The sequence below is a fragment of the Pediococcus sp. EKM201D genome (assembly GCF_011800215.1).
Lineage (GTDB): Bacteria > Bacillota > Bacilli > Lactobacillales > Lactobacillaceae > Pediococcus > Pediococcus pentosaceus.
Genome location: NZ_JAALFK010000001.1, coordinates 63,173 through 83,277 on the forward strand (window position 1 = coordinate 63,173; position 20,105 = coordinate 83,277).

The 20,105-nt window shown below is 36.2% G+C and carries 19 protein-coding genes and 1 tRNA gene; 16 read left to right on the forward strand and 4 right to left on the reverse strand.

Annotation, left to right across the window (positions count from 1 at the left end; translation table 11 throughout):
- Nucleotides 1–17: 17 nt before the first annotated feature.
- The gene (rpsT, locus tag HFC68_RS00370) at nt 18–272 is read right to left on the reverse strand and encodes a 30S ribosomal protein S20 (protein WP_002833450.1); all 255 of its coding nucleotides are present in this window, start codon (nt 270–272) and stop codon (nt 18–20) included.
- A gap of 205 nt (nt 273–477) precedes the next feature.
- Between rpsT and rpsO the strand changes: the two genes are divergently transcribed.
- The 8 genes from rpsO to HFC68_RS00410 all read left to right on the forward strand — a co-directional run bounded on the left by rpsO (nt 478) and on the right by HFC68_RS00410 (nt 8,646).
- On the forward strand, nt 478–747 hold the full coding sequence (rpsO, locus tag HFC68_RS00375; protein WP_002833449.1) for a 30S ribosomal protein S15: 270 nt from the start codon (nt 478–480) through the stop codon (nt 745–747).
- Nucleotides 748–871: 124 nt separating this feature from the next.
- Nucleotides 872–2,584, forward strand: coding sequence for a ribonuclease J (locus HFC68_RS00380; protein WP_002833448.1), 1,713 nt, complete (start codon nt 872–874; stop codon nt 2,582–2,584).
- The gene (locus HFC68_RS00385) at nt 2,577–3,452 is read left to right on the forward strand and encodes a hypothetical protein (protein WP_023440512.1); all 876 of its coding nucleotides are present in this window, start codon (nt 2,577–2,579) and stop codon (nt 3,450–3,452) included. Before HFC68_RS00380 ends, HFC68_RS00385 begins: the two co-directional genes overlap by 8 nt.
- 183 nt (nt 3,453–3,635) lie before the next feature.
- Nucleotides 3,636–4,823 carry an elongation factor Tu gene (gene tuf / locus HFC68_RS00390; RefSeq protein WP_002833446.1) on the forward strand — a complete coding sequence of 396 codons (1,188 nt, stop codon included), beginning with the start codon at nt 3,636–3,638 and terminating at the stop codon, nt 4,821–4,823.
- 140 nt (nt 4,824–4,963) lie between these two features.
- On the forward strand, nt 4,964–6,271 hold the full coding sequence (gene tig, locus HFC68_RS00395) for a trigger factor (RefSeq protein WP_011673519.1): 1,308 nt from the start codon (nt 4,964–4,966) through the stop codon (nt 6,269–6,271).
- Between the two features lie 139 nt (nt 6,272–6,410).
- Nucleotides 6,411–7,667, forward strand: coding sequence for an ATP-dependent Clp protease ATP-binding subunit ClpX (gene clpX, locus HFC68_RS00400; protein WP_011673518.1), 1,257 nt, complete (start codon nt 6,411–6,413; stop codon nt 7,665–7,667).
- Nucleotides 7,668–7,766: 99 nt separating this feature from the next.
- Nucleotides 7,767–8,354, forward strand: coding sequence for a ribosome biogenesis GTP-binding protein YihA/YsxC (gene yihA / locus HFC68_RS00405; protein ID WP_011673517.1), 588 nt, complete (start codon nt 7,767–7,769; stop codon nt 8,352–8,354).
- A gap of 1 nt (nt 8,355) precedes the next feature.
- Nucleotides 8,356–8,646 (forward strand): nucleoside triphosphate pyrophosphohydrolase family protein, encoded by a 291-nt coding sequence (locus tag HFC68_RS00410; protein ID WP_002833441.1) that lies wholly within the window; start codon nt 8,356–8,358, stop codon nt 8,644–8,646.
- A gap of 43 nt (nt 8,647–8,689) precedes the next feature.
- Here HFC68_RS00410 and HFC68_RS00415 read toward each other — a convergent pair whose 3' ends face one another.
- Nucleotides 8,690–8,833, reverse strand: a complete 144-nt coding sequence (locus tag HFC68_RS00415; protein ID WP_167399567.1) for an SPJ_0845 family protein — start codon at nt 8,831–8,833, stop codon at nt 8,690–8,692.
- Between the two features lie 188 nt (nt 8,834–9,021).
- On the opposite strand from HFC68_RS00415, the gene HFC68_RS00420 reads away from it, so the two are divergent.
- From HFC68_RS00420 to obgE, 4 genes are all read left to right on the forward strand, one after another.
- Nucleotides 9,022–10,488: an ABC transporter substrate-binding protein/permease gene (locus HFC68_RS00420; protein WP_011673515.1), complete on the forward strand. Its 1,467-nt coding sequence runs from the start codon at nt 9,022–9,024 to the stop codon at nt 10,486–10,488.
- Nucleotides 10,481–11,224 carry an amino acid ABC transporter ATP-binding protein gene (locus HFC68_RS00425; RefSeq protein WP_002833439.1) on the forward strand — a complete coding sequence of 248 codons (744 nt, stop codon included), beginning with the start codon at nt 10,481–10,483 and terminating at the stop codon, nt 11,222–11,224. Before HFC68_RS00420 ends, HFC68_RS00425 begins: the two co-directional genes overlap by 8 nt.
- 111 nt (nt 11,225–11,335) lie before the next feature.
- Nucleotides 11,336–13,120, forward strand: a complete 1,785-nt coding sequence (gene uvrC, locus HFC68_RS00430) for an excinuclease ABC subunit UvrC (protein ID WP_011673514.1) — start codon at nt 11,336–11,338, stop codon at nt 13,118–13,120.
- Nucleotides 13,121–13,178: 58 nt separating this feature from the next.
- Nucleotides 13,179–14,471, forward strand: coding sequence for a GTPase ObgE (gene obgE, locus HFC68_RS00435; RefSeq protein ID WP_002833437.1), 1,293 nt, complete (start codon nt 13,179–13,181; stop codon nt 14,469–14,471).
- 74 nt (nt 14,472–14,545) lie between these two features.
- On the opposite strand, the gene HFC68_RS00440 is transcribed toward obgE, so the two are convergent.
- Entirely contained in the window at nt 14,546–14,836 is a 291-nt protein-coding gene (locus HFC68_RS00440) for a hypothetical protein (protein WP_011673513.1), read from the reverse strand.
- 124 nt (nt 14,837–14,960) lie between these two features.
- Here HFC68_RS00440 and rnz point away from each other — a divergent pair, with 124 nt between their 5' ends.
- Genes rnz through HFC68_RS00460 form a run of 4 tightly spaced genes read left to right on the forward strand, consistent with a single transcriptional unit; the run spans nt 14,961 to nt 19,545 of the window.
- Complete coding sequence (gene rnz / locus HFC68_RS00445) at nt 14,961–15,887, forward strand: ribonuclease Z (RefSeq protein WP_011673512.1); 927 nt, start codon at nt 14,961–14,963, stop codon at nt 15,885–15,887.
- 17 nt (nt 15,888–15,904) lie between these two features.
- A complete protein-coding gene (locus HFC68_RS00450) occupies nt 15,905–16,690 on the forward strand; it encodes an SDR family oxidoreductase (protein ID WP_011673511.1) in 786 nt (261 codons plus the stop codon).
- A gap of 13 nt (nt 16,691–16,703) precedes the next feature.
- Complete coding sequence (gene recJ, locus HFC68_RS00455) at nt 16,704–19,025, forward strand: single-stranded-DNA-specific exonuclease RecJ (RefSeq protein ID WP_011673510.1); 2,322 nt, start codon at nt 16,704–16,706, stop codon at nt 19,023–19,025.
- Nucleotide 19,026: 1 nt separating this feature from the next.
- Nucleotides 19,027–19,545: an adenine phosphoribosyltransferase gene (locus tag HFC68_RS00460; RefSeq protein ID WP_002833433.1), complete on the forward strand. Its 519-nt coding sequence runs from the start codon at nt 19,027–19,029 to the stop codon at nt 19,543–19,545.
- 470 nt (nt 19,546–20,015) lie between these two features.
- Here the strand turns inward: HFC68_RS00460 and HFC68_RS00465 are convergent.
- Nucleotides 20,016–20,103 (reverse strand) — tRNA-Ser (locus HFC68_RS00465).
- Nucleotides 20,104–20,105 lie beyond the last annotated feature (2 nt).

The window sequence follows — 20,105 nt, forward strand, 5'->3', positions numbered from 1 at the left end:
GGAAATCCGGTGTTTTTTTATTTGCTAAGCATTTTAGCTAAACGTGACTTCTTACGGCCGGCGTTATTAGCTTTAATTAAACCTTTTGACTTAGCTCGGTCGATACGACTGTAAGCTGTTTGTAAAAGTTCATTAGCGTTTTCAGCGTTGTTTGTAGCAGCAATTTCGAATGCTTTGATGCTTGTACGCATTGCACTCATTTGTGAGCGGTTGCGAGCAGCAGCTTTTTCACTTGTGCGAACGCGTTTCATTGCAGATTTGATAACTGGCATTTTATTCACCTCCAGAATATGGTTAGTACAACAATATTATTATACAGATGACCCGTAATTATTGCAATGCTTGAATGCACTTGAAAATTTTCATTATATTAGTTAAACTAGATACTGCTTGATAAAAGCAAACCCATTACTTAGTCCATCGATCTGCCGACGATTTACTCAGTCTTGGGGAATTTAAAGAATGGGGTGTTTTAACATGGCAATTTCACAAGAAAAGAAAAACGAAATTATTGCAAAGTATGCTCGTCACGAAGGCGATACTGGTTCTGCTGAAGTCCAAATCGCAGTTTTGACAGCTGATATTAACGAAATCAACGAACATTTACGTGTTCATCGTAAAGATTTCCATTCACAACGTGGATTGATGAAGAAAATTGGTCATCGTCGTAACCTTCTTGCTTACTTACGTAAGACAGATGTACAACGTTACCGTGATTTAATCAAGAGTCTTGGTCTTCGTCGTTAATATTATATTTTTTTGCCTCCTGTTAATTCAGGAGGCTTTTTTGTTTTTGGCGTTTAATCTATGCTAGAATTAGGGGAGTATGTATTGTGCGGAAAATAAAAAATTAATTTATGTAGGTGAAAAAATGAGTGACACAATAAAAATAATTCCATTTGGCGGTGTTCGCGAAAATGGAAAGAATATGTATGCTGTTCAAATTCATGATGATATTTATATCTTGGATTGTGGACTAAAATACCCGGAAAATGAATTGCTGGGTATTGATATTGTAATCCCAGATATTTCATATTTGGTTGAAAATAAAGAAAAAATTGTGGGTGTATTCCTAACTCACGGGCATGCTGATGCGATTGGTGCTTTGCCATATTTCTTAAAAGAAATTAATGTACCGGTTTTTGGTTCAGAAATGACCATTGCCTTGGCTAAAATTACGGTTAATGATGACCCTGAACTTAAAGCATTCGATAATTTCCATGTGGTAGATGACAAGAAAGAAATTGATTTTGGCGACGTTACTGTTTCGTTTTTTAAGACTACGCATACAATTCCTGAATCACTTGGAATTGTGTTGAGTTGTACGGAAGGACAAATTGTATATACTGGTGATTTTAAATTTGATCAAACGGCTACTGATGGATATCAGACAGATTTCGGACGGCTAGCACAAATTGGAAGTAAAAAAGTTATCGCGCTTTTAAGTGATTCTGCTAACGCCGAAAATCCAGAACGTTCATCTAATGAAACTGATATTGCTGATGTAATGGCTGAGACAATTAAATACCATGAAGGTCGGGTAATTGTAGCTTCAGTGGCTTCGAATATTTTACGGATTCAACAGGTGATTGACGCTGCAGCTAAATCAGATAAAAAAGTCGTTTTAACGGGACATGATTTAGAGAAGATTGTTAACACAGCTATCGAGTTAAATAAATTAAACATTCCAGACGACGAATTAATTGTTCCTTTAAACCAACTAGATAAGTTGAAACCAGAAGAAACGATTATTTTGGAAACTGGTAAATTGGGTGAACCCATCAAAGCCTTACAAAAAATGGCCGCTAGGAAAAAGGGAAACCTTAAGATTCAACCAGGTGATTTGGTAGTAATAGCTACTAATCCTTCCCATGCGATGGAAACAACGTTTGCTAAGACTAAAGATATGTTGTATCGTGCTGGAGCCGAAGTTAAGTCGATTTCAGACCGAGCTAATGCTACAGGTCATGCTAGCAAAGATGATTTACAGTTAATGCTTAATTTAATTAAGCCAGAATTTCTAATTCCGATTCAAGGCGAATACCGTCTTTTAGTAGCTCATAAAGAACTTGCAGAACAAGTTGGTCTCAATGAAAATCAAATTTTCATTGCTTCAAAGGGTGATGTTTTAGAATATAAAGATGGTGAAATGTTCCTAGGTAAAGGAATTACGGTCGGAAATACAATGATTGATGGAATTGGTGTAGGGGACATTGGTAACATTGTTCTTCGAGATCGTAAAATTTTATCTGAAGATGGGGTTTTCATTGCGGTAGTGACAATTGACCGTAAGAAGAAAATCATTATTAAGGAACCTAAAATTACGTCTAGAGGGTTTGTTTACGCTAAAACAAGTGTAGATTTAATTCAAGAAAGTTCGGACTTGGTTGAACGAGCAGTGCAAGCTAATCTAGATAATAAAGAATTCGATTGGGGACATTTGAAGCAAGATGTACGTGACCAATTGGGCAAATTCTTATACGATAAAACGAAACGACGTCCAGTAATTTTACCAGTAATTATGGAAGTAAACCAACATCATAAGAAGAGCAAAAAATCGAATAAATCTAAAGACGATGAATAATATGAATGTAATTAGCAAAGCAAATGAAGCTTGGAAAACAGGTCAACGTGCAGAAGCTATTCATATTCTTGAAACTGAGAATGAATTAAAACAAGATGATGAATTAATCCGTGTTTTAATTCATTTTTACGTTGAAAATAAACAATTTAAGGCAGCGATTGAGTTGATTCGTGATCAACCAGCTAAGTTCATTGAGCAGAAAAATACTTTTAGAGATTATTTTGAGGCGCTGGTTCAAACAAAAATTTTTAGTTTAGCTCGAAAAGAACTTTTTAACTATTATGAAGAGACTACGCCAGATTTAAAGAAATATTTAAATTTTCTCGAGAATCAAGAAAATGAATATGCGATTGCTTTTCCTAAAACTGTGAAAGAAAACGAACGAGATTTTTACCATCTAGGTGATAAGAGGGTTATTCAGCAAGCTGCTGTAATTGAAAAAGCTTACTATTTACCATGGAGTAACTTTAAACGGGCGGCAAAGTTTAATTTAGTTGATCCGTTTTTAAACCAAATAACGCGTGTTTCAATTTTAAAAGACTTGGTTTTGATGAGATTAGAGGAACCAGTGCGCTTTATTTGGATTGATGAAAAAGAATATGAAGTGTTTCCAAAGGACTTATTAGGAACTGATGAGATGTGGAAAAAAATAAAAAAAGCTATTGAAAACTATAATGATCCAGTTCAATCAGAAATGCTACAGCAGCAAGCTGAATTGCTATATGAGCTTTCCTATCCTTTTTCGAAGCGTGTCCTACCTACCTCAGAAGAATGGCTTACAGCACTAAAGAAACAGTTTTTTGAGGGGAAAGATATAAAAGCGTTCAAAGAATTGAATCAAATCATGATTAACTTATTTGAAGAGTAAGAAAAAAATCGAATTAATAAAATATTTTAGTTTACAAAATAAACTCGATTATTATACAATACTAGAGGATTCTCTGACGGTGCTTTGCCTTTCGTGGAGGATGTAGTATAATATTTTTTAAAGGATCTAGTTATTCATTTTGAATGCTGAGTGATTCTTACGACATACAGGAGGTTCGTATTAATGGCAAAAGAACATTACGAAAGAACAAAACCCCATGTAAATATTGGTACAATTGGCCACGTTGACCATGGGAAAACTACTTTGACAGCTGCTATTACAAAAGTGTTGTCAGAAAAAGGACTAGCTAAAGCTTCAGATTACGCTGATATTGATGCTGCTCCAGAAGAAAAGGAACGTGGTATCACAATCAACACAGCCCACGTTGAATATGAAACAGAAAAGCGTCATTACGCTCATATCGATGCTCCAGGACATGCTGATTACGTTAAGAACATGATCACTGGTGCTGCACAAATGGATGGTGCTATCTTAGTTGTTGCTGCAACTGATGGTCCTATGCCACAAACACGTGAACATATCCTTCTTGCTCACCAAGTTGGTGTTGACTACATCGTTGTCTTCTTAAACAAGACTGATCTTGTTGATGATGATGAATTAGTTGACCTTGTTGAGATGGAAGTTCGTGAACTTCTATCTGAATATGATTTCCCTGGTGACGATGTTCCTGTACTTCGCGGTTCAGCTTTGAAAGCTCTTGAAGGCGATGCAGAACAAGAAAAAGTTATCATGGATCTTATGGATACAATCGACGAATACATTCCAACACCAGAACGTTCTACAGACAAGCCATTCTTGATGCCTGTTGAAGACGTATTTACAATTACTGGTCGTGGTACTGTTGCTTCTGGTCGTATCGATCGTGGTGAAATCAAAGTCGGTGACGAAGTTGAAATCGTTGGTCTTAAAGAAGACGTAACAAAGACAACTGTTACAGGAATTGAAATGTTCCGTAAGACTCTTGATGTTGGTGAAGCTGGTGATAACATTGGTGCACTTCTACGTGGTGTTAACCGTGAAGATGTTGTCCGTGGACAAGTTTTGGCTGCTCCTGGCTCAATCCAAACACACAAGAAGTTCAAGGGTGAAGTTTATATCCTTTCTAAGGATGAAGGTGGACGTCATACTCCATTCTTCTCAAACTACCGTCCTCAATTCTACTTCCATACAACTGATGTAACAGGTGTTATTGAATTACCTGACAACGTTGAAATGGTTATGCCTGGTGATAACGTTACATTTACTGTAGAACTTATCGAACCAGTTGCTATTGAAAAAGGTACTAAGTTCACTGTTCGTGAAGGTGGACACACTGTTGGTGCTGGTGTTGTATCAGAAATTGACGACTAAGCTTAATTGCTTAATAAAAACCCGCTTTTGCGGGTTTTTTTGTTGTATTTTTATTTACTTTTCAAACCATATACGTTAAGATTATAAGCGTATGCAATCCAGAATTGTAATGAAATAAATCATCTGTCGGAGGGAACACAATGACTGCAAAATGGGAAAAAACAGGTACTAACGAAGGTAAATTAACTTTCGAAGTAGGTACTGACAAAATTAAAGAAGGCGTTGATAAGGCGTTCGATCGTACTAAAAAACAATTGAACGTACCTGGATTCCGTAAGGGACACGTTCCACGCCAAATCTTCAATAAGATGTATGGTGAAGAAGCATTGTACCAAGATGCTTTGAACATCGTGTTACCAGAGGCTTATGAAGCTGCTATCAAAGAAGCTGGTATCGAACCAGTTGATCAACCACAAGTTGATGTTGAAAGCATGGAAAAAGGCGAAGCTTGGGTCCTAAGTGCAATTGTTACAGTTAAGCCAGAAGTTAAGCTTGGCGAATACAAAGGCGTTAAAGTTATCAAGCAAAGCACACGTGTAACTTCAAAAGAAGTTGACGAAGAAATTGAAAAGAAACGTGAACAACAAGCTGAATTAGTTCTTAAGGAAGGCAAACCAGCAGAAAACGGCGATACAGTAACAATCGATTTTGATGGTTCTGTTGATGGCGTTGCTTTTGATGGCGGTAAAGCTGACAATTACGACCTTGTATTAGGTTCAAACTCATTCATTCCAGGATTTGAAGATCAATTGATTGGTCATAATACTGATGAAGATGTAGATGTTAACGTTACATTCCCTGACGACTACCAAGCTGAAGACTTACAAGGTAAGGATGCCTTGTTTAAGGTTAAGATTCATGAAATCAAGACTAAGGAATTACCTGAACTTGATGATGAATTCGCTAAGGATGTTGACGAAGATGTTGATTCTCTTGAAGATTTAAAAGTTAAGACAAAAGAAGAAATCAAATCACGTAAGATCCAAGCTGCTAGTGATGCTAAAGAGACAGAAGCTGTTCAAGCTGCTGTTGACAATGCTGAAATTGCAGAAATTCCAGAAGCAATGTTAAATGAAGATGTTGATCGTCAAGTTAACCAATATCTTGCAAACATGCAACAACAAGGAATTAGCCCTGAAATGTACTTCCAATTAACTGGTTCATCAGAAGACCAATTACGTGACCAATTACGTGAAGGTGCTGAAAACCGTGTTAAGACAACTCTTGTTTTAGAAGCAATCGTTGAAGCTGAAAAGATTGATCCTTCAGATGACGAAGTTGCTGCTGAAATCAAAGATTTAGCAGAACAATACGGCATGGAAGAAAAAGCTGTTCGCTCAGCTCTTTCAGAAGATATGATCAAGCATGATGTTGCTATTAAATCAGCTGTTGAACTTATCAAAGACTCAGCAATTGAAGAACCAAAATCAAAGGCTGCTAAAAAATAATTAAAACTATTTTTAACGATTTTGAGGTTTTATCTCAAAATCGTTTTTGTTTATTAACCACTAAAGTTATAGAAATTGGCTTATAGTCGTTTATTTTGCTATGATGATAGTGGTAAAAATCATTTGAGAGGTGACAGAATTGTTTGATGATCAACAAACGAATGAACCAGTTACTTGTTCTTTTTGTGGTAAGACCCAAGATCAAGTAAAGAAAATTATTGCTGGCCCAGATGTTTATATTTGTAACGAATGTGTTGATCTTTGCAAGGAAATCATTGATGAAGAGTTGGCTTCAGAAAACGCACCAACTGAAATCACGGATGTTCCAACTCCTGCAGAGATTGTAGATTATCTTAACCAATATGTTATTGGACAAGAAGAAGCTAAAAAGACATTATCGGTTGCTGTATATAATCATTACAAACGAATCAATAAAATGGCTGAAACTAAAGCTGACGAAGATGAACCAGAACTCCAGAAAAGTAATATTAGTTTAATTGGACCTACTGGTTCAGGAAAAACTTTCTTGGCTCAAAGTTTGGCTAAAATTTTAAATGTACCTTTTGCGATTGCCGATGCAACCACATTGACGGAAGCAGGGTATGTTGGTGAAGATGTCGAAAATATTCTACTTAAGTTATTGCAAAATGCGGACTACAATGTTGAAGCTGCAGAACGTGGAATAATTTATATTGATGAAATTGATAAAATCGCTAAGAAAAGCGAAAATGTGTCAATTACTCGTGATGTTTCCGGTGAAGGTGTGCAACAAGCCCTTTTAAAAATCCTAGAAGGAACAATTGCTAATGTTCCACCTCAAGGAGGAAGAAAACATCCACAACAAGAGTTTATCCAAATTAATACGACGAACATCTTATTCATTGTTGGTGGTGCTTTCGATGGCATCGAGACAATTGTTAAAAATCGTTTAGGTGATAAGACCATTGGTTTTGGTACAAATGCAAGTACCACTGTTGAAGAAGATAAGAGTTTAATGCAACAAGTTATTCCAGAAGATTTGCTTAACTTTGGTTTAATCCCAGAATTTATTGGACGTTTACCAATTCTTTCAGCATTGGAAAAACTAACTGAGGAAGATCTTGTTCATATCTTAACAGAGCCTAAGAATGCGTTAGTTAAGCAATATAAGACGTTATTAGGTCTAGATGGCGTAGAACTTAAATTTACACCACAGGCCTTGCATGCGATTGCTAACCAAGCTATTAGTCGTAATACTGGTGCTCGTGGATTAAGATCAATTATTGAAAATGTCATGCGAGATATCATGTTTGAAATTCCTTCTCGCAATGATGTTGCAAAAGTTACGGTAAATAAAAAGACTGTTATTGAAGGTGCGGAACCTGAAGTTGAGTTAATCGACGAACAAGCATCGTAGTCTAAGTTTTAAGAATCAGGCTATAAGTTCCTTTAGTCTGGTTCTTTTTTTGTTGATCCATGTTATCATTAAAAGCAGAAATTGGAAGGTGGAGAAGTAATGGAAGTCCATAATGTAGAATTACAGATTAGTGCAGTGAGACCCGATCAATATCCAGAACAAGGTTATCCTGAGATTGCTTTGGTAGGACGCTCTAACGTCGGGAAATCGTCTCTAACTAATACGTTAATTAACCGTAAATCATATGCAAGAACATCATCTCAACCAGGTAAAACACAAACTTTAAATTTTTACCGGGTTGAAGATCAATTATTCTTTGTTGATGTCCCAGGCTATGGTTATGCAAAAGTTTCTCAGAAAGAACGTGAAAAATGGGGGAAGATGATTGAAAAGTATATCACCTCCCGTAAAGAGCTTAAAGGCGTAATTTCACTGGTTGATGCACGCCATGAACCAACTGACGATGATATCACCATGTATCAATATCTACGTTATTATGATATTCCCGTTCTAGTCGTTGCTACTAAGAGTGATAAGATTGCTCGAGGAAAATGGAATCAACACGAAAGTAAAATTAAAAAGGCACTAGATTTTGATGGAAGTAGTGCTTTCCAAATGTTCTCTGCTCAAACTAAAATGGGAAAAGAAGAAGTTTGGAAATGGATTGAAGATAGGATGGGAGAATAGCATGGAATTTAATGAATACCAACGTACTGCAAATAAAACCCTATTTGGCAATGAACAAGTTTTAACGAATTGTGCTTTAGGACTAGCCGGAGAAAGCGGACAGGTTGTGAATTTAGTTAAAAACTATACGTTCCGTGGAGCTGATCTTGATAAAGAACAACTTACCAAAGAAATGGGCGATGTTCTATGGTATCTTTCTCAAGTTGCTGAATGGGCTGATATTCCTTTCGATGAGGTGGCCAAACAAAATATTGCCACACTTGAAAAGCGTTATCCCGGCAACTTTAAGTAAATAAAAAACCACAATTAACAGCATTAATGCTGATGATTGTGGTTTATTTTTTTGAATCTTTTTTATTAGTACCTTTAGCAAGAAATTTATTTTTCTTTTCTTTTTCCTCTACGGAAGTTTTAGTTTGAGTTGTTAATTGATCGAACACTTTTTCGAGATTATCATTTCTTTTAACAGTGAGTCCCATTTCTAATCACCTCTTTCCGACCATAATACCAAAAAAAATTTCATTTGTCAGAAAATAAAAATCATTCATATTTATAGTGAATATTATATATTTTAATGTATAAAAATTCATATATTAAATAAAATTCTTTTATATCAAAGGGTGTAGATGTATATTAGTAACATTATATTGAATAAAGGATGATGGCGATGAAAAAAATATATAAATTTATCATGTTAGCGTTATTAGCTATAACAGTTTTTGCAACTTCGGGTTTTACAACTAGTATTAAGGCAGATCAAAAGGATGTTACTTATGATCGGATTATGAAGCGCGGTTATATTGTACTTGGTACCAGTCCAGATTATGCCCCGTACGAATTTCAAACAACATCTAATAATAAGAGTAAAGATGTGGGAATGGATATTAGTGTGGCTAAGGACATTGCTGATGATTTGGGTGTAAAATTGAAGATCAAAAATATGGATTTTGATTCTTTATTAGTTGCACTACAAACCGGTAAGGTTGACATGGTTCTTTCCGGGATGAATCCTAGTGCTGCTCGGCGTAAATCAGTTGATTTTTCAGATGTTTACTATAAAGGTGGACAAAGCATTCTAATTAATAAAAAGGATGCAGGTATTTATAAAAATAAAGATTCTTTTAAACATAAAAAGATTGCAGCTCAAACTGGCTCAATTCAGTACAATTTAGCCAAAAAACAAATTGATGGAGCCAAAGTGAGTGGTATTCAAAAAGGGGCAGATTTAATTCTAGCTCTTCAAACTAATAAAGTTGAAGGGGTTGTCATGGAAAAACCTACTGCTGAAGCATATGCTGCTAATAATAGTGGTATTAAAGTTATCCAAGGCGGATTCACGTTAAATAATGATGAAACTAGCACAGCGGTTGCAATGCCTAAAAATTCGCCAGTCCTGAGAAAGAAAATAAATACTACAATTAGTAAGATAAAAGCTAAAAATTTATTACCACAATATCTTAAAGAAGCAGGGACGTATTTAAAAGGAAACACCGTTAATACCTCTATGATTCATTATTGGAAGTACTTTGCCATGGGAGTGGGTTATACAATCCTTATTTCAATTTTGGGGGTTATTTTTGGTTTTATCACCGGTACATTACTAGCATTACTACGCTTGAGTGACAATAAAGTTTTACGTGGTTTATCAGCAGCGTATGTTGAATTTGTACGTGGAACGCCGTTGATGGTTCAATTGATGTTCGTTTACTTTGGACTTGGATTATTTGTTAATTTACCAGCCCTTACCGCAGGAATTATCGCTGTATCTTTAAATAGTGGAGCTTATGTTGCCGAAGTAATCCGTGGGGGCATTAATTCCGTTGATGATGGACAACGTGAAGCAGCTGAAAGTCTAGGTTTGAATAAGCGAGATCGGATGCGTTTTGTAATTATGCCTCAAGCTTTAAAGAATATTTGGCCAGCTTTGGGGAATGAATTTATTTCTCTAATTAAGGAAAGTTCAATCGTTTCAATTATTGGTGTAACCGACTTAATTTACCAATTAAAGATTGTTCAATCAGATACTTATCGAGGGGTAGCTCCAATCGTTGTTGCGATGATTTTATACTTTGTAATGACCTTCTCACTATCACGTTTACTTAAGTTCTATGAAAGGAAGTTTAATAATGGCTAAAGAAATCATCAAAATTGAAAATTTGACCAAAAAATATGGAAAAAATACAATATTAAAGGATATTTCAGCAGAAGTGAAGGATGGAGACATCATTAGTGTCATTGGTCCTTCAGGAGCTGGTAAAAGTACATTTCTTCGATGCTTAACACTTCTAGAAAAACCTACGGCAGGGGTGGTTTCGTTAGAAGGTGAAGATTTAACTAAAAAAACTCAAAAGGAAATTGAACATGTTCGTGAAAAAGTCGGCATGGTCTTTCAGAATTTTAATTTATTTCCGAATATGACCGTTCTTAAAAATATTACCTTAGCTCCCATCCGAGTTAAGGGATTAAGTGAAGCAAAAGCCAATCAACAAGCCCTTAGTCTGTTAGATCAAGTCGGATTATCAGATAAGGCGGAGGCCTATCCAGACAATCTATCCGGGGGACAAAGACAGCGGGTGGCGATTGCTAGGGCATTAGCAATGAAACCAGATGTTATGCTTTTTGATGAACCGACTTCTGCGTTAGATCCTGAAATGGTTGGAGAGGTACTAGATGTTATGCGTCAATTAGCTAAATCAGGGATGACAATGGTTGTGGTAACTCATGAAATGGGATTTGCCCAGTCAGTTTCCAATCAAATTTGGTTTATGGAAAATGCAGGTATTCAAGAAAAATCAACTCCAGAAGAATTTTTTAGCAATCCTAAGACGGATCGGGCCAAGGAATTCTTATCTAAAATTTTAGTCAAATAGGAAAAGCAGGTAGAGTGTAATACTACTACCTGTTTTTTCGTTTTAGTTGCTGAATATGGTAAAAACAGAGTATAATGTTATGAGTTATTATGTAAACTAGGAGGGGTCAAATTGGCATCAGAACACATTGAACATAAGTTGGCATTGTTACCAGATAAACCAGGCTGTTACCAGATGAAAAATCTTAATAGCCAAATCATTTACGTTGGAAAAGCCAAAAACTTGAAAAACCGTGTTCGCTCTTACTTTAAAAGTAGCCATGAGGGAAAAACGGCGAAACTAGTGAGTGAAATAGCCGATTTTGACTATATTGTTACCTCTAGCGATAAAGAAGCTTTTTTACTAGAAATTACTTTAATTCAAAAGTTCCAACCTTATTACAATATAAAATTGAAAAAAGGGACTGGCTATCCTTATATTAAAATTACGAATGAAAAAGATCCACGAATGGAAATTGTTTCAAGTGTTCGTCGAGATGGGGGCTTTTACTTTGGACCTTATCCAAACGTGTATGCTGCTGAAGAAACACTCCATTTTTTGGAAAAGGTTTATCCACTACGCCGATGCAATGGATTTCAGGGTCGCCCCTGCTTGTACTATCATATGGGGCAATGCTTGGGAGCCTGTTTCCAAGAGGTACCCAAAGAAGAATACGACCAACAAATCGCTAAAATTAAATCATTTTTACGAGGAAATGTCGCAAAGATTAAGCAGTCCCTTCAAACAAAAATGCAAAAAGCTTCTGAAGCAATGGAATTTGAACGGGCAGCCGACATACGAGATCAAATTCATTATATTGAAGTAACGGTTGAGAAGCAGAAGATTATTTCAAATGATAGCACGCCACGTGATTTGTTTAATTTCTACCTTGATAAGGGGTGGCTTTCTATTCAAATCTTCTTTATCCGGCAATCACGCTTGATTAAACGAGAGAAGAGGCTATTTCCAATCGCAACAGATGTAAATGATGAGCTTTCGTCTTTTATTCTTCAATTTTATAATAATAAAAATAAGGTTTTACCAAATGAAATTTTAGTACCAAGTGGCTTAGATAATAAGATTATGGCCGAAATTTTAGGTGTCCCGGTTCGCACTCCACAGCGTGGGGAAAAGAAAAACTTGTTAGAGTTAGCTAAAGAAAATGCACAAATTACCCTTGAGGAAAAGTTCCGATTAATGGAGTTAGATGAAAGTAAAACAACAGGCGCAATGAAGGAAATTACTGATGCGCTTGGAATCCCTGAAGGTCATCGAATTGAAGCCTTTGACCATTCTCATATTCAAGGCTCTGAATTAGTTTCAGCAATGGTTGTTTTTACGGATGGAAAACCAGATAAAAAGATGTATCGCAAATTTAAGCTAAATACAGTCGATCATGCTGATGAAGCTGCCAGTACGAGAGAGGTAATTCGTCGCCGATATGTTAGACTATTAAAAGAGAAACAATCTTTGCCTGATTTGATTTTAATGGACGGTGGCGATATTCAGCTTAATGCAGCAAAGGATGTTTTGGTAAATGAATTAAGTTTGCATATTCCAGTTGCTGGGATGGTTAAAAATGATAAACATAAAACTTCGGATTTGATTTTTGGTAGCCAAGACCAACGAGTACAGTTGGATCCTAAAAGTCAGGGCTTTTATTTAGTTCAAAGAATCCAAGATGAAGTGCATCGTTTTGCGATTACTTTCCATCGTCAGTTGCACGCCAAAAATTCGTTGGCTTCCCAATTAGATTTAATTCAAGGTGTTGGACCTAAAACGCGGAACAAGCTGTTGAAGTCGTTTGGTTCATTGAATAAAATTAGGGATGCTAATTTGAAAGAAATTGAAGAACTCGGAATTCCAGAAAAAGTAGCTAAAACTATCAAAGTGTCCTTATCAGTGCACGGAAAATAGGGTACACTAACAAATGGATAGGAATTTCTCGGTGAAATAAAATATTTAGGAGAAAATAATGTTTGTAGATCAAGTTAAAATTAATGTTAAAGCTGGTAACGGTGGGAATGGGATTGTAGCTTTCCGTCGTGAAAAATATGTTCCCAACGGTGGACCAGCTGGTGGCGATGGAGGCCGTGGTGGTAACGTCGTCTTAAAAGTTGACCCAGGTCTTAGAACTTTGATGGATTTCAGGTATCGTCATAAGTTCAAGGCGGATTCTGGGAAAAATGGGATGAATAAACAAATGACGGGACGTAGTTCTCAAGATCTCGTAATTTCCGTACCAGGTGGAACAATTGTCCGCGATTTAACCACAGGACGTGTAATTGGTGATTTAACCGATAACGGACAAGAATTAGTGGTGGCTAAAGGTGGTCGTGGAGGCCGTGGAAATATGCGTTTTGCTAGCCCTCGAAATCCTGCTCCCGAAATTTCTGAAAATGGGGAACCTGGAGAAGAAATTGAATTACAATTAGAACTTAAGGTTTTAGCGGATGTTGGATTATTAGGATTTCCATCTGTCGGTAAATCAACACTACTTTCAGTAGTAACGAGTGCGAAGCCTAAAATTGCGGAATATCATTTTACGACCTTAGTACCTAACTTAGGGATGGTTCAATTGGATGATGGTCGTGATTTTGTTATTGCTGACATTCCTGGTTTGATTGAAGGAGCTTCTCAAGGTGTGGGATTAGGTTTTGAATTCCTACGTCACGTTGAACGAACACGGGTCTTACTTCATTTAGTAGATATGAGTGGGATGACGGAAGAAGATCCATTCACTAATTTCCGTCAAATCAATGAAGAGCTAAAAAAATATAATCCTGAATTGTTGGAACGTCGGCAAATTATTGTTCCGACTAAAATGGATTTACCTGGATCCGATGAAGAGCTTAAGAAATTTGAAAAACAAGTTCGAGCTGATGAACGTTATGCTGATTTTGAAATTTTTCCAATTTCTTCTATCACCCATAATGGACTTGAAAAACTAGTTGCTCGAACTGCAGATGTATTGGAAGAAATTCCACAGCATTCATTAATTGCTACTTCTGACGAAGAAACTGAAAAGACATATGAATTTAGTTCAGAAAAAGACTTTACCATTGAAAATATTGATGACGTTTGGGTTATTGAGGGTGAAAAGATTGAAAAACTCTTTAAGATGACTGATACAACGCATGATGAAAGTCTTTTACGCTTTGCTCGTCAAATGCGTGGCATGGGAATTGATGATGAATTACGTCGCTTAGGTGCACGTAATGGAGATAGTGTTCAAATTTTGGACTTTGTATTTGAATTTGTAGAATAAAAATTATTAAAGTCAGTGGTAAGTACAGAAAGGAATGTTTAATCTTAAACAATTCTGTTCTCATCACTGACTTTTTACTTGATTACTAGATATTGATCACGTAGATAATATCCAAATGTATGAGTTTTTAGTTTGGTTTCGGGGTTGAACAATAATATTTTAGCTTCTCTTGGTGCTTCAATAGTTTTGGTTCGAAATTGACTAAGGGGAAACCGATGAGGATTTAAAGTTAATGTAAGCAATATTTCTTTTTGAAGGGTATTAACGATGATCCCTGAAACAAAAAATAATTGTTCTTGATCCCCCTTAAGAATTAAGTGGGAACGTAATTCGGCCGTTGATTTTATGAAATTATTTAAATTCAAAAAGAAACCTCCTTATTTAATAATACTTATATAGCAAGGATATCTTAGAATTATAGTCGATGCTAGTGATACAATTAAAAGTATTGTAAAATGGATTGTTAAGTCAATAGATATAGGTGAAAATATGCAACTTGAATTTTTAGGAACTGGAGCCGGAAGTCCCGGTAAATTCCGTAATGTTACTAGTGTAGCATTAAAATTATTAGATGAAAGTAATGAAGTTTGGCTTTTTGACTGTGGTGAAGCAACCCAGCATCAAATCTTAAAAACTAATATAAAACCCCGTAAAATTGATAAAATATTTATTACCCATCTTCATGGTGATCATATTTTTGGTTTGCCAGGTTTCTTAAGTAGTCGTTCTAATCAGGGGGGTAGCGAAGAACTTACTATCTTCGGGCCAACTGGCATTAAAGACTTTGTGATGACCTCATTGCGCATTTCAGAGTCAAAACTTTCATATCGAATAAAATTTGTTGAAATAGCTCAAGAGGGCGTTTTATTTGAAGATCAAAATTATATTGTTAACGTTGCTGAGTTAGATCATCGAATTAAAAGTTACGGTTTTCGGGTAAAGGAAAAAGACCATCCAGGTGAACTTTTAGTCGATAAGCTAAAAGAATTAGCGATACCTTCAGGACCTATTTATGGTCAGATTAAGCAAGGTAAAGAAGTTACTTTAGATGACGGTAGAGTTATTAACGGGCAAGATTTCATTGGAAAACCTCAACCAGGTCGAGTAGTCACAGTTTTGGGCGACACACGACAAACGCCTAATATCGAACTTTTAGCTAAAGATGCGGATGCCTTGGTCCACGAAAGTACTTTTGGAAAACAAGAGGGAAGCTTGGCACGTAATTATTATCATTCAACTAATATTCAAGCTGCGAAAATTGCTAAGCAAGCTAATGCTCGGCAATTATTGCTAACCCATATTTCAGCTCGTTATACGGGAAAGCTCAGTAAGCAACTTGAAAGTGATGCAAAGGAAATTTTTAGTAATAGTAAAGTTGTTCGTGATTTTGACATAATTGATATTCCATTACCTTAAAAGTAGGAGTGATTTTAATGACAACGGCAGTAATTACTGGAGCAGGCAGCGGTTTAGGGCAAAAGATTGCAATTTTGAATAGCACTCGCTATGATAATTTAGTTTTAATTGGAAGAAACTCAAAAAAATTAAATGCAACGGCTGAAAAATGTATTGTTAAGGGTGAAAATAGAGTATTCTGTTTGGCATGTGATTTAACGAATGAGGAACAAATCCGTCAAACGGGAGCATGGATTGATTCACACCTTGGAACAGTCGATTTATTAGTTAATAACGCTGGGCTGGGATATTTTGAAAACTTGTTAAGTCAAAGCTTTGAACAAATTGAACGAACATTTGCGACAGACCTGACGGGGATGATTAAGTTTACACGCCTAATGTTGCCATTAATGGTGGATCACGTTGGAGAAGCTGCAGATATTGTTAATATTGCTTCTATTGCTGGTAAAATTGCGACGGCTAAAACAACTACGTACGCTAGTGCTAAATTCGGCGTGATCGGCTTTTCTAACGCACTTCGTCTAGAAATGTATGACCGCAACATCCGTGTCCACACAATTAACCCAGGACCAATGGATACTAATTTCTTTAGTATTGCTGATCCTAGTGGTAAATATTTAAAAGGTGTTCAACAATTCGTGATTAACGCGAATCAAGTGGCTGAATTGGTGAATAAGGCCATTATTGAAAATCTTAGGGAAGTTAATGTACCTAAAATAATGGGAGTGGGAGCGATTATGTACACCTTATTTCCTAAAATGGGTGATTTAATCGTTAATAGTCCCTTGATTAATCGAAAGTAGTTGGAGTTAATTAATGAAAGATAACAGATTTAATTGGCAAGTTAGCAAGTTAGATGATGTTGATATCGATCAACTGGCATCGGAAACCAAACTTAGCCAGACGATGGTTAAAATCATGGTCGCTAGAGGTTTTAAAACAGGCGAGGATATTCTCAGTTTTATTGATGAGGATATGTCGATTGTACATGATCCGATGCTACTGCACGATATGCAAAAAGCCCTTGACCGAATTTTTGTGGCGATTGAAAGCAACGAAAAAATTCTTGTATACGGTGATTATGATGCAGATGGGGTTACAAGTACGACCATTATGTATGAAACGTTAGATCAGTTAGGGGCTAACGTGCAATACTTTGTTCCAGACCGTTTTAAGGATGGTTATGGTCCTAATTTGAAGAAGTACCAACACTTCATTAATGATGAAGGGGTTCAGTTAATCATTACCGTGGATAATGGAGTTGCCGGAAATGAAGCAATCAAATTTGCTGAAGATCAGGGTACGAATGTTATTGTCACGGATCATCATGAAATACCAGAAGTATTACCGGAGGCATATGCAATTATCCATCCACGTCACCCAGAGGGAGCCTATCCATTTGGTGATTTGTCTGGAGTCGGGGTAGCTTTTAAGGTGGCAACAGCTTTACTTGAAGAAATTCCCGAAGAATTCCTTGACTTGTATGCAATTGGAACGACCGCTGATTTGGTTTCAATGACCGATGAAAATCGTTTTTTGGTAAAGATGGGATTAGAAATGATACCCAACACCCAGAGAATTGGCTTACAGAAGTTAATCGAAATATCAGGTGTTGATGTAAGTCATTTCGACGAGCAAGACATTGGTTTTACTGTGGCTCCGAGAATTAATGCTGTTGGTAGATTAGAAAATGCCAGCCGAGCAGTAGAACTATTAACAACTTTTGATGAAGAAGAAGCCACAACAATTGCACAAGAGATTAATAAGATTAATTCGAAGCGTCAGGGATTAGTTAGTGATATTTACACTGAAGCTGAAGAAATTGCCCTTGATGATGAGCATGCTAGCCGCCAAACGCTAGTTATTGCTGGACACGACTGGCATCAAGGAGTCTTGGGGATTGTTGCTAGTCGAATTGTCGAACGAACTAATAAACCGACGATTGTTCTTAGTGATCAAGGTGGTAATGGAATTTATAAGGGGTCTGGACGTAGTGTTGCAGCTCTAAATTTATTTGAAGCTATTAATCCTATCCGAGAAAAGTGTGTTGGGTTTGGTGGACATCATATGGCTATTGGAGTTACCGTAGAGGCTGACCAGCTTGCAACTCTAACTGATCAATTAGAAAAGGCGGCTCAATTAGTTAATTTAGATTTTAAGCAACAGCCGCAATTACAAATTGATTTAAAAGTAAACATTGAAGAATTAACTGAAAAGTTAGTTTCAGAAATGAAAATTTTAGGGCCGTTTGGGATGAATAACCCAGTACCTAAGTTTGAACTTGAAGACGTTCGTGTTAAAGAAGCAAAGGCAATTGGTAAAGATGGGGCACATTTAAAGTTCACGCTTGATGATGGTAATCAAAATATCAATGCTATTGCGTTTAAACGGGGTGAGTTAGCTGATGTCTTAAATAATGTTGCAAATCCCATTAGTTTGGTGGGAACCATCAATACTAACGAGTGGCGTGGTAATGTTTCGGTTCAATTTATGACGGATGATATCAAGATCGATGGTTTGCAAGTTATTGATCAACGAACCTCAAATTTGAATAAAAACTTATTTAAGAGTGACATGCAATATGTCTTTTTTAACCAAAAGTTAATGGATTTGATTCAAAGTCAAAATCTTAATCGTAAATTCTATTATTACAGTTCGTCAGCAATTGAGAAAAATGACACGATTGTATTAGTAGATTGTCCTGATAATCTAGCCAAAATGGCCGAACTTATCAAGGCTACGCAGCCGCAAAGAATCATTACTTATTTCTTTCATAACGTCGATTTCTACGCTAGTGGCATGCCCAGTCGGATTGAATTTAAGCAGATGTTTGGTATTGTTAAAACTCAAAAATTAACTAAAACAGATATCATGCAACTTGGACCAAAATTAAAAATAGATCAAGAGAAGATCAACTTCATGATAAAAGTGTTTTTTGAGTTGAATTTTGTTAAAATAGAAAACGGACTTCTTTTCATCAATGCTGAAGCAGAACAGCACCAACTTACTGAGGCACCGGCGTATAAGAAGCGTGAAGAATTAATTCAAACTCAGGAAAAATTACTCTATAGTAGTGGTGATGAACTATCAGCTATAGTTGAAAGACTGATGAATGTTGATAACAAAGGAGTGTCGTAAAATGACATTAGACTTACATGACTACGTTGCAAGTATTCAAGATTTCCCAGAAAAAGGTGTAACATTCCGTGATATTTCTCCTTTAATGGAAAATGGTGAGGCGTATCGTCAAGCAACAAATGCAATCATTAAATTTGCTAGAGATAAAGGCGTTGAAATGATTGTGGGACCTGAAGCACGAGGATTTATCGTGGGATGCCCGGTTGCCTATGAAATGGGAATTGGTTTTGCACCAGCACGTAAAAAAGGAAAACTTCCCCGAGAAACCGTTAAAGCTACTTACGGTCTAGAATATGGAAAATCAGAATTGTATCTTCAAAAGGATGCGATCAAACCCGGACAAAAGGTTTTAATTACTGATGATTTACTAGCAACGGGTGGAACAATCGCTGCTACGATTGAATTAGTTGAAAAATTAGGTGGTATAGTTGTGGGAACTGCCTTCTTTATCGAATTAAAAGACCTCAATGGCCGTGAAAAAATTAAAGACTATGATACATTAAGTTTGATGGAATATTAATTATATTCTCAAATATCTACTTATTTTAGCTTGCTAGTCCAATGACTAGGGAGCTTTTTTATTTAAAATGGTACAAAGTCGTACAAGTCTTTTTCTTGATAATTTAAGCGTTTATTCATCAATGTGCTTATTGTAGTTAGACATTATAAAGTGACAAAATCGACTAATGTAAATTTAGAATAAACAACTCTGGGTCTTGATAACAGTTAGATCAGGATATAAAAATTCTATACTCATTAAATTTATTAATCTACTAATTCTTTATGATTGGAATGTTTTTTGGTGAATTAGATAAAATGAAATTTTTCGAAAAATGCTCTTAAAATGGGAACCAACTTCTTAATTTCTAGTGGTTTTCTAATCGGAACTACAAAAACAAAAAAATAGCTTAATGCCTTGATATGAAAGGCTTTAAGCTATTTTATTTCTAACAAGCGGTAATTCTCGTTAGGGTCTAATAGATACTAATAAGGAGAGTACAGGATTTGAACCTGCGCGCCGGTATTAGCCGGGTCGTCGGATTTCGAGTCCGATGCATTACCACTCTGCCAACTCTCCAT

Coding starts and splice junctions, on each gene's coding strand:
- rpsT (WP_002833450.1), bottom strand. CDS start 272: ATGCCAGTTATCAAATCTGCAATGAAACGCGTTCGCACAAGTGAAAAA.
- rpsO (WP_002833449.1), top strand. CDS start 478: ATGGCAATTTCACAAGAAAAGAAAAACGAAATTATTGCAAAGTATGCT.
- HFC68_RS00380 (WP_002833448.1), top strand. CDS start 872: ATGAGTGACACAATAAAAATAATTCCATTTGGCGGTGTTCGCGAAAAT.
- HFC68_RS00385 (WP_023440512.1), top strand. CDS start 2,577: ATGAATAATATGAATGTAATTAGCAAAGCAAATGAAGCTTGGAAAACA.
- tuf (WP_002833446.1), top strand. CDS start 3,636: ATGGCAAAAGAACATTACGAAAGAACAAAACCCCATGTAAATATTGGT.
- tig (WP_011673519.1), top strand. CDS start 4,964: ATGACTGCAAAATGGGAAAAAACAGGTACTAACGAAGGTAAATTAACT.
- yihA (WP_011673517.1), top strand. CDS start 7,767: ATGGAAGTCCATAATGTAGAATTACAGATTAGTGCAGTGAGACCCGAT.
- HFC68_RS00410 (WP_002833441.1), top strand. CDS start 8,356: ATGGAATTTAATGAATACCAACGTACTGCAAATAAAACCCTATTTGGC.
- HFC68_RS00415 (WP_167399567.1), bottom strand. CDS start 8,833: ATGGGACTCACTGTTAAAAGAAATGATAATCTCGAAAAAGTGTTCGAT.
- HFC68_RS00420 (WP_011673515.1), top strand. CDS start 9,022: ATGAAAAAAATATATAAATTTATCATGTTAGCGTTATTAGCTATAACA.
- HFC68_RS00425 (WP_002833439.1), top strand. CDS start 10,481: ATGGCTAAAGAAATCATCAAAATTGAAAATTTGACCAAAAAATATGGA.
- obgE (WP_002833437.1), top strand. CDS start 13,179: ATGTTTGTAGATCAAGTTAAAATTAATGTTAAAGCTGGTAACGGTGGG.
- rnz (WP_011673512.1), top strand. CDS start 14,961: ATGCAACTTGAATTTTTAGGAACTGGAGCCGGAAGTCCCGGTAAATTC.
- HFC68_RS00450 (WP_011673511.1), top strand. CDS start 15,905: ATGACAACGGCAGTAATTACTGGAGCAGGCAGCGGTTTAGGGCAAAAG.
- recJ (WP_011673510.1), top strand. CDS start 16,704: ATGAAAGATAACAGATTTAATTGGCAAGTTAGCAAGTTAGATGATGTT.
- HFC68_RS00460 (WP_002833433.1), top strand. CDS start 19,027: ATGACATTAGACTTACATGACTACGTTGCAAGTATTCAAGATTTCCCA.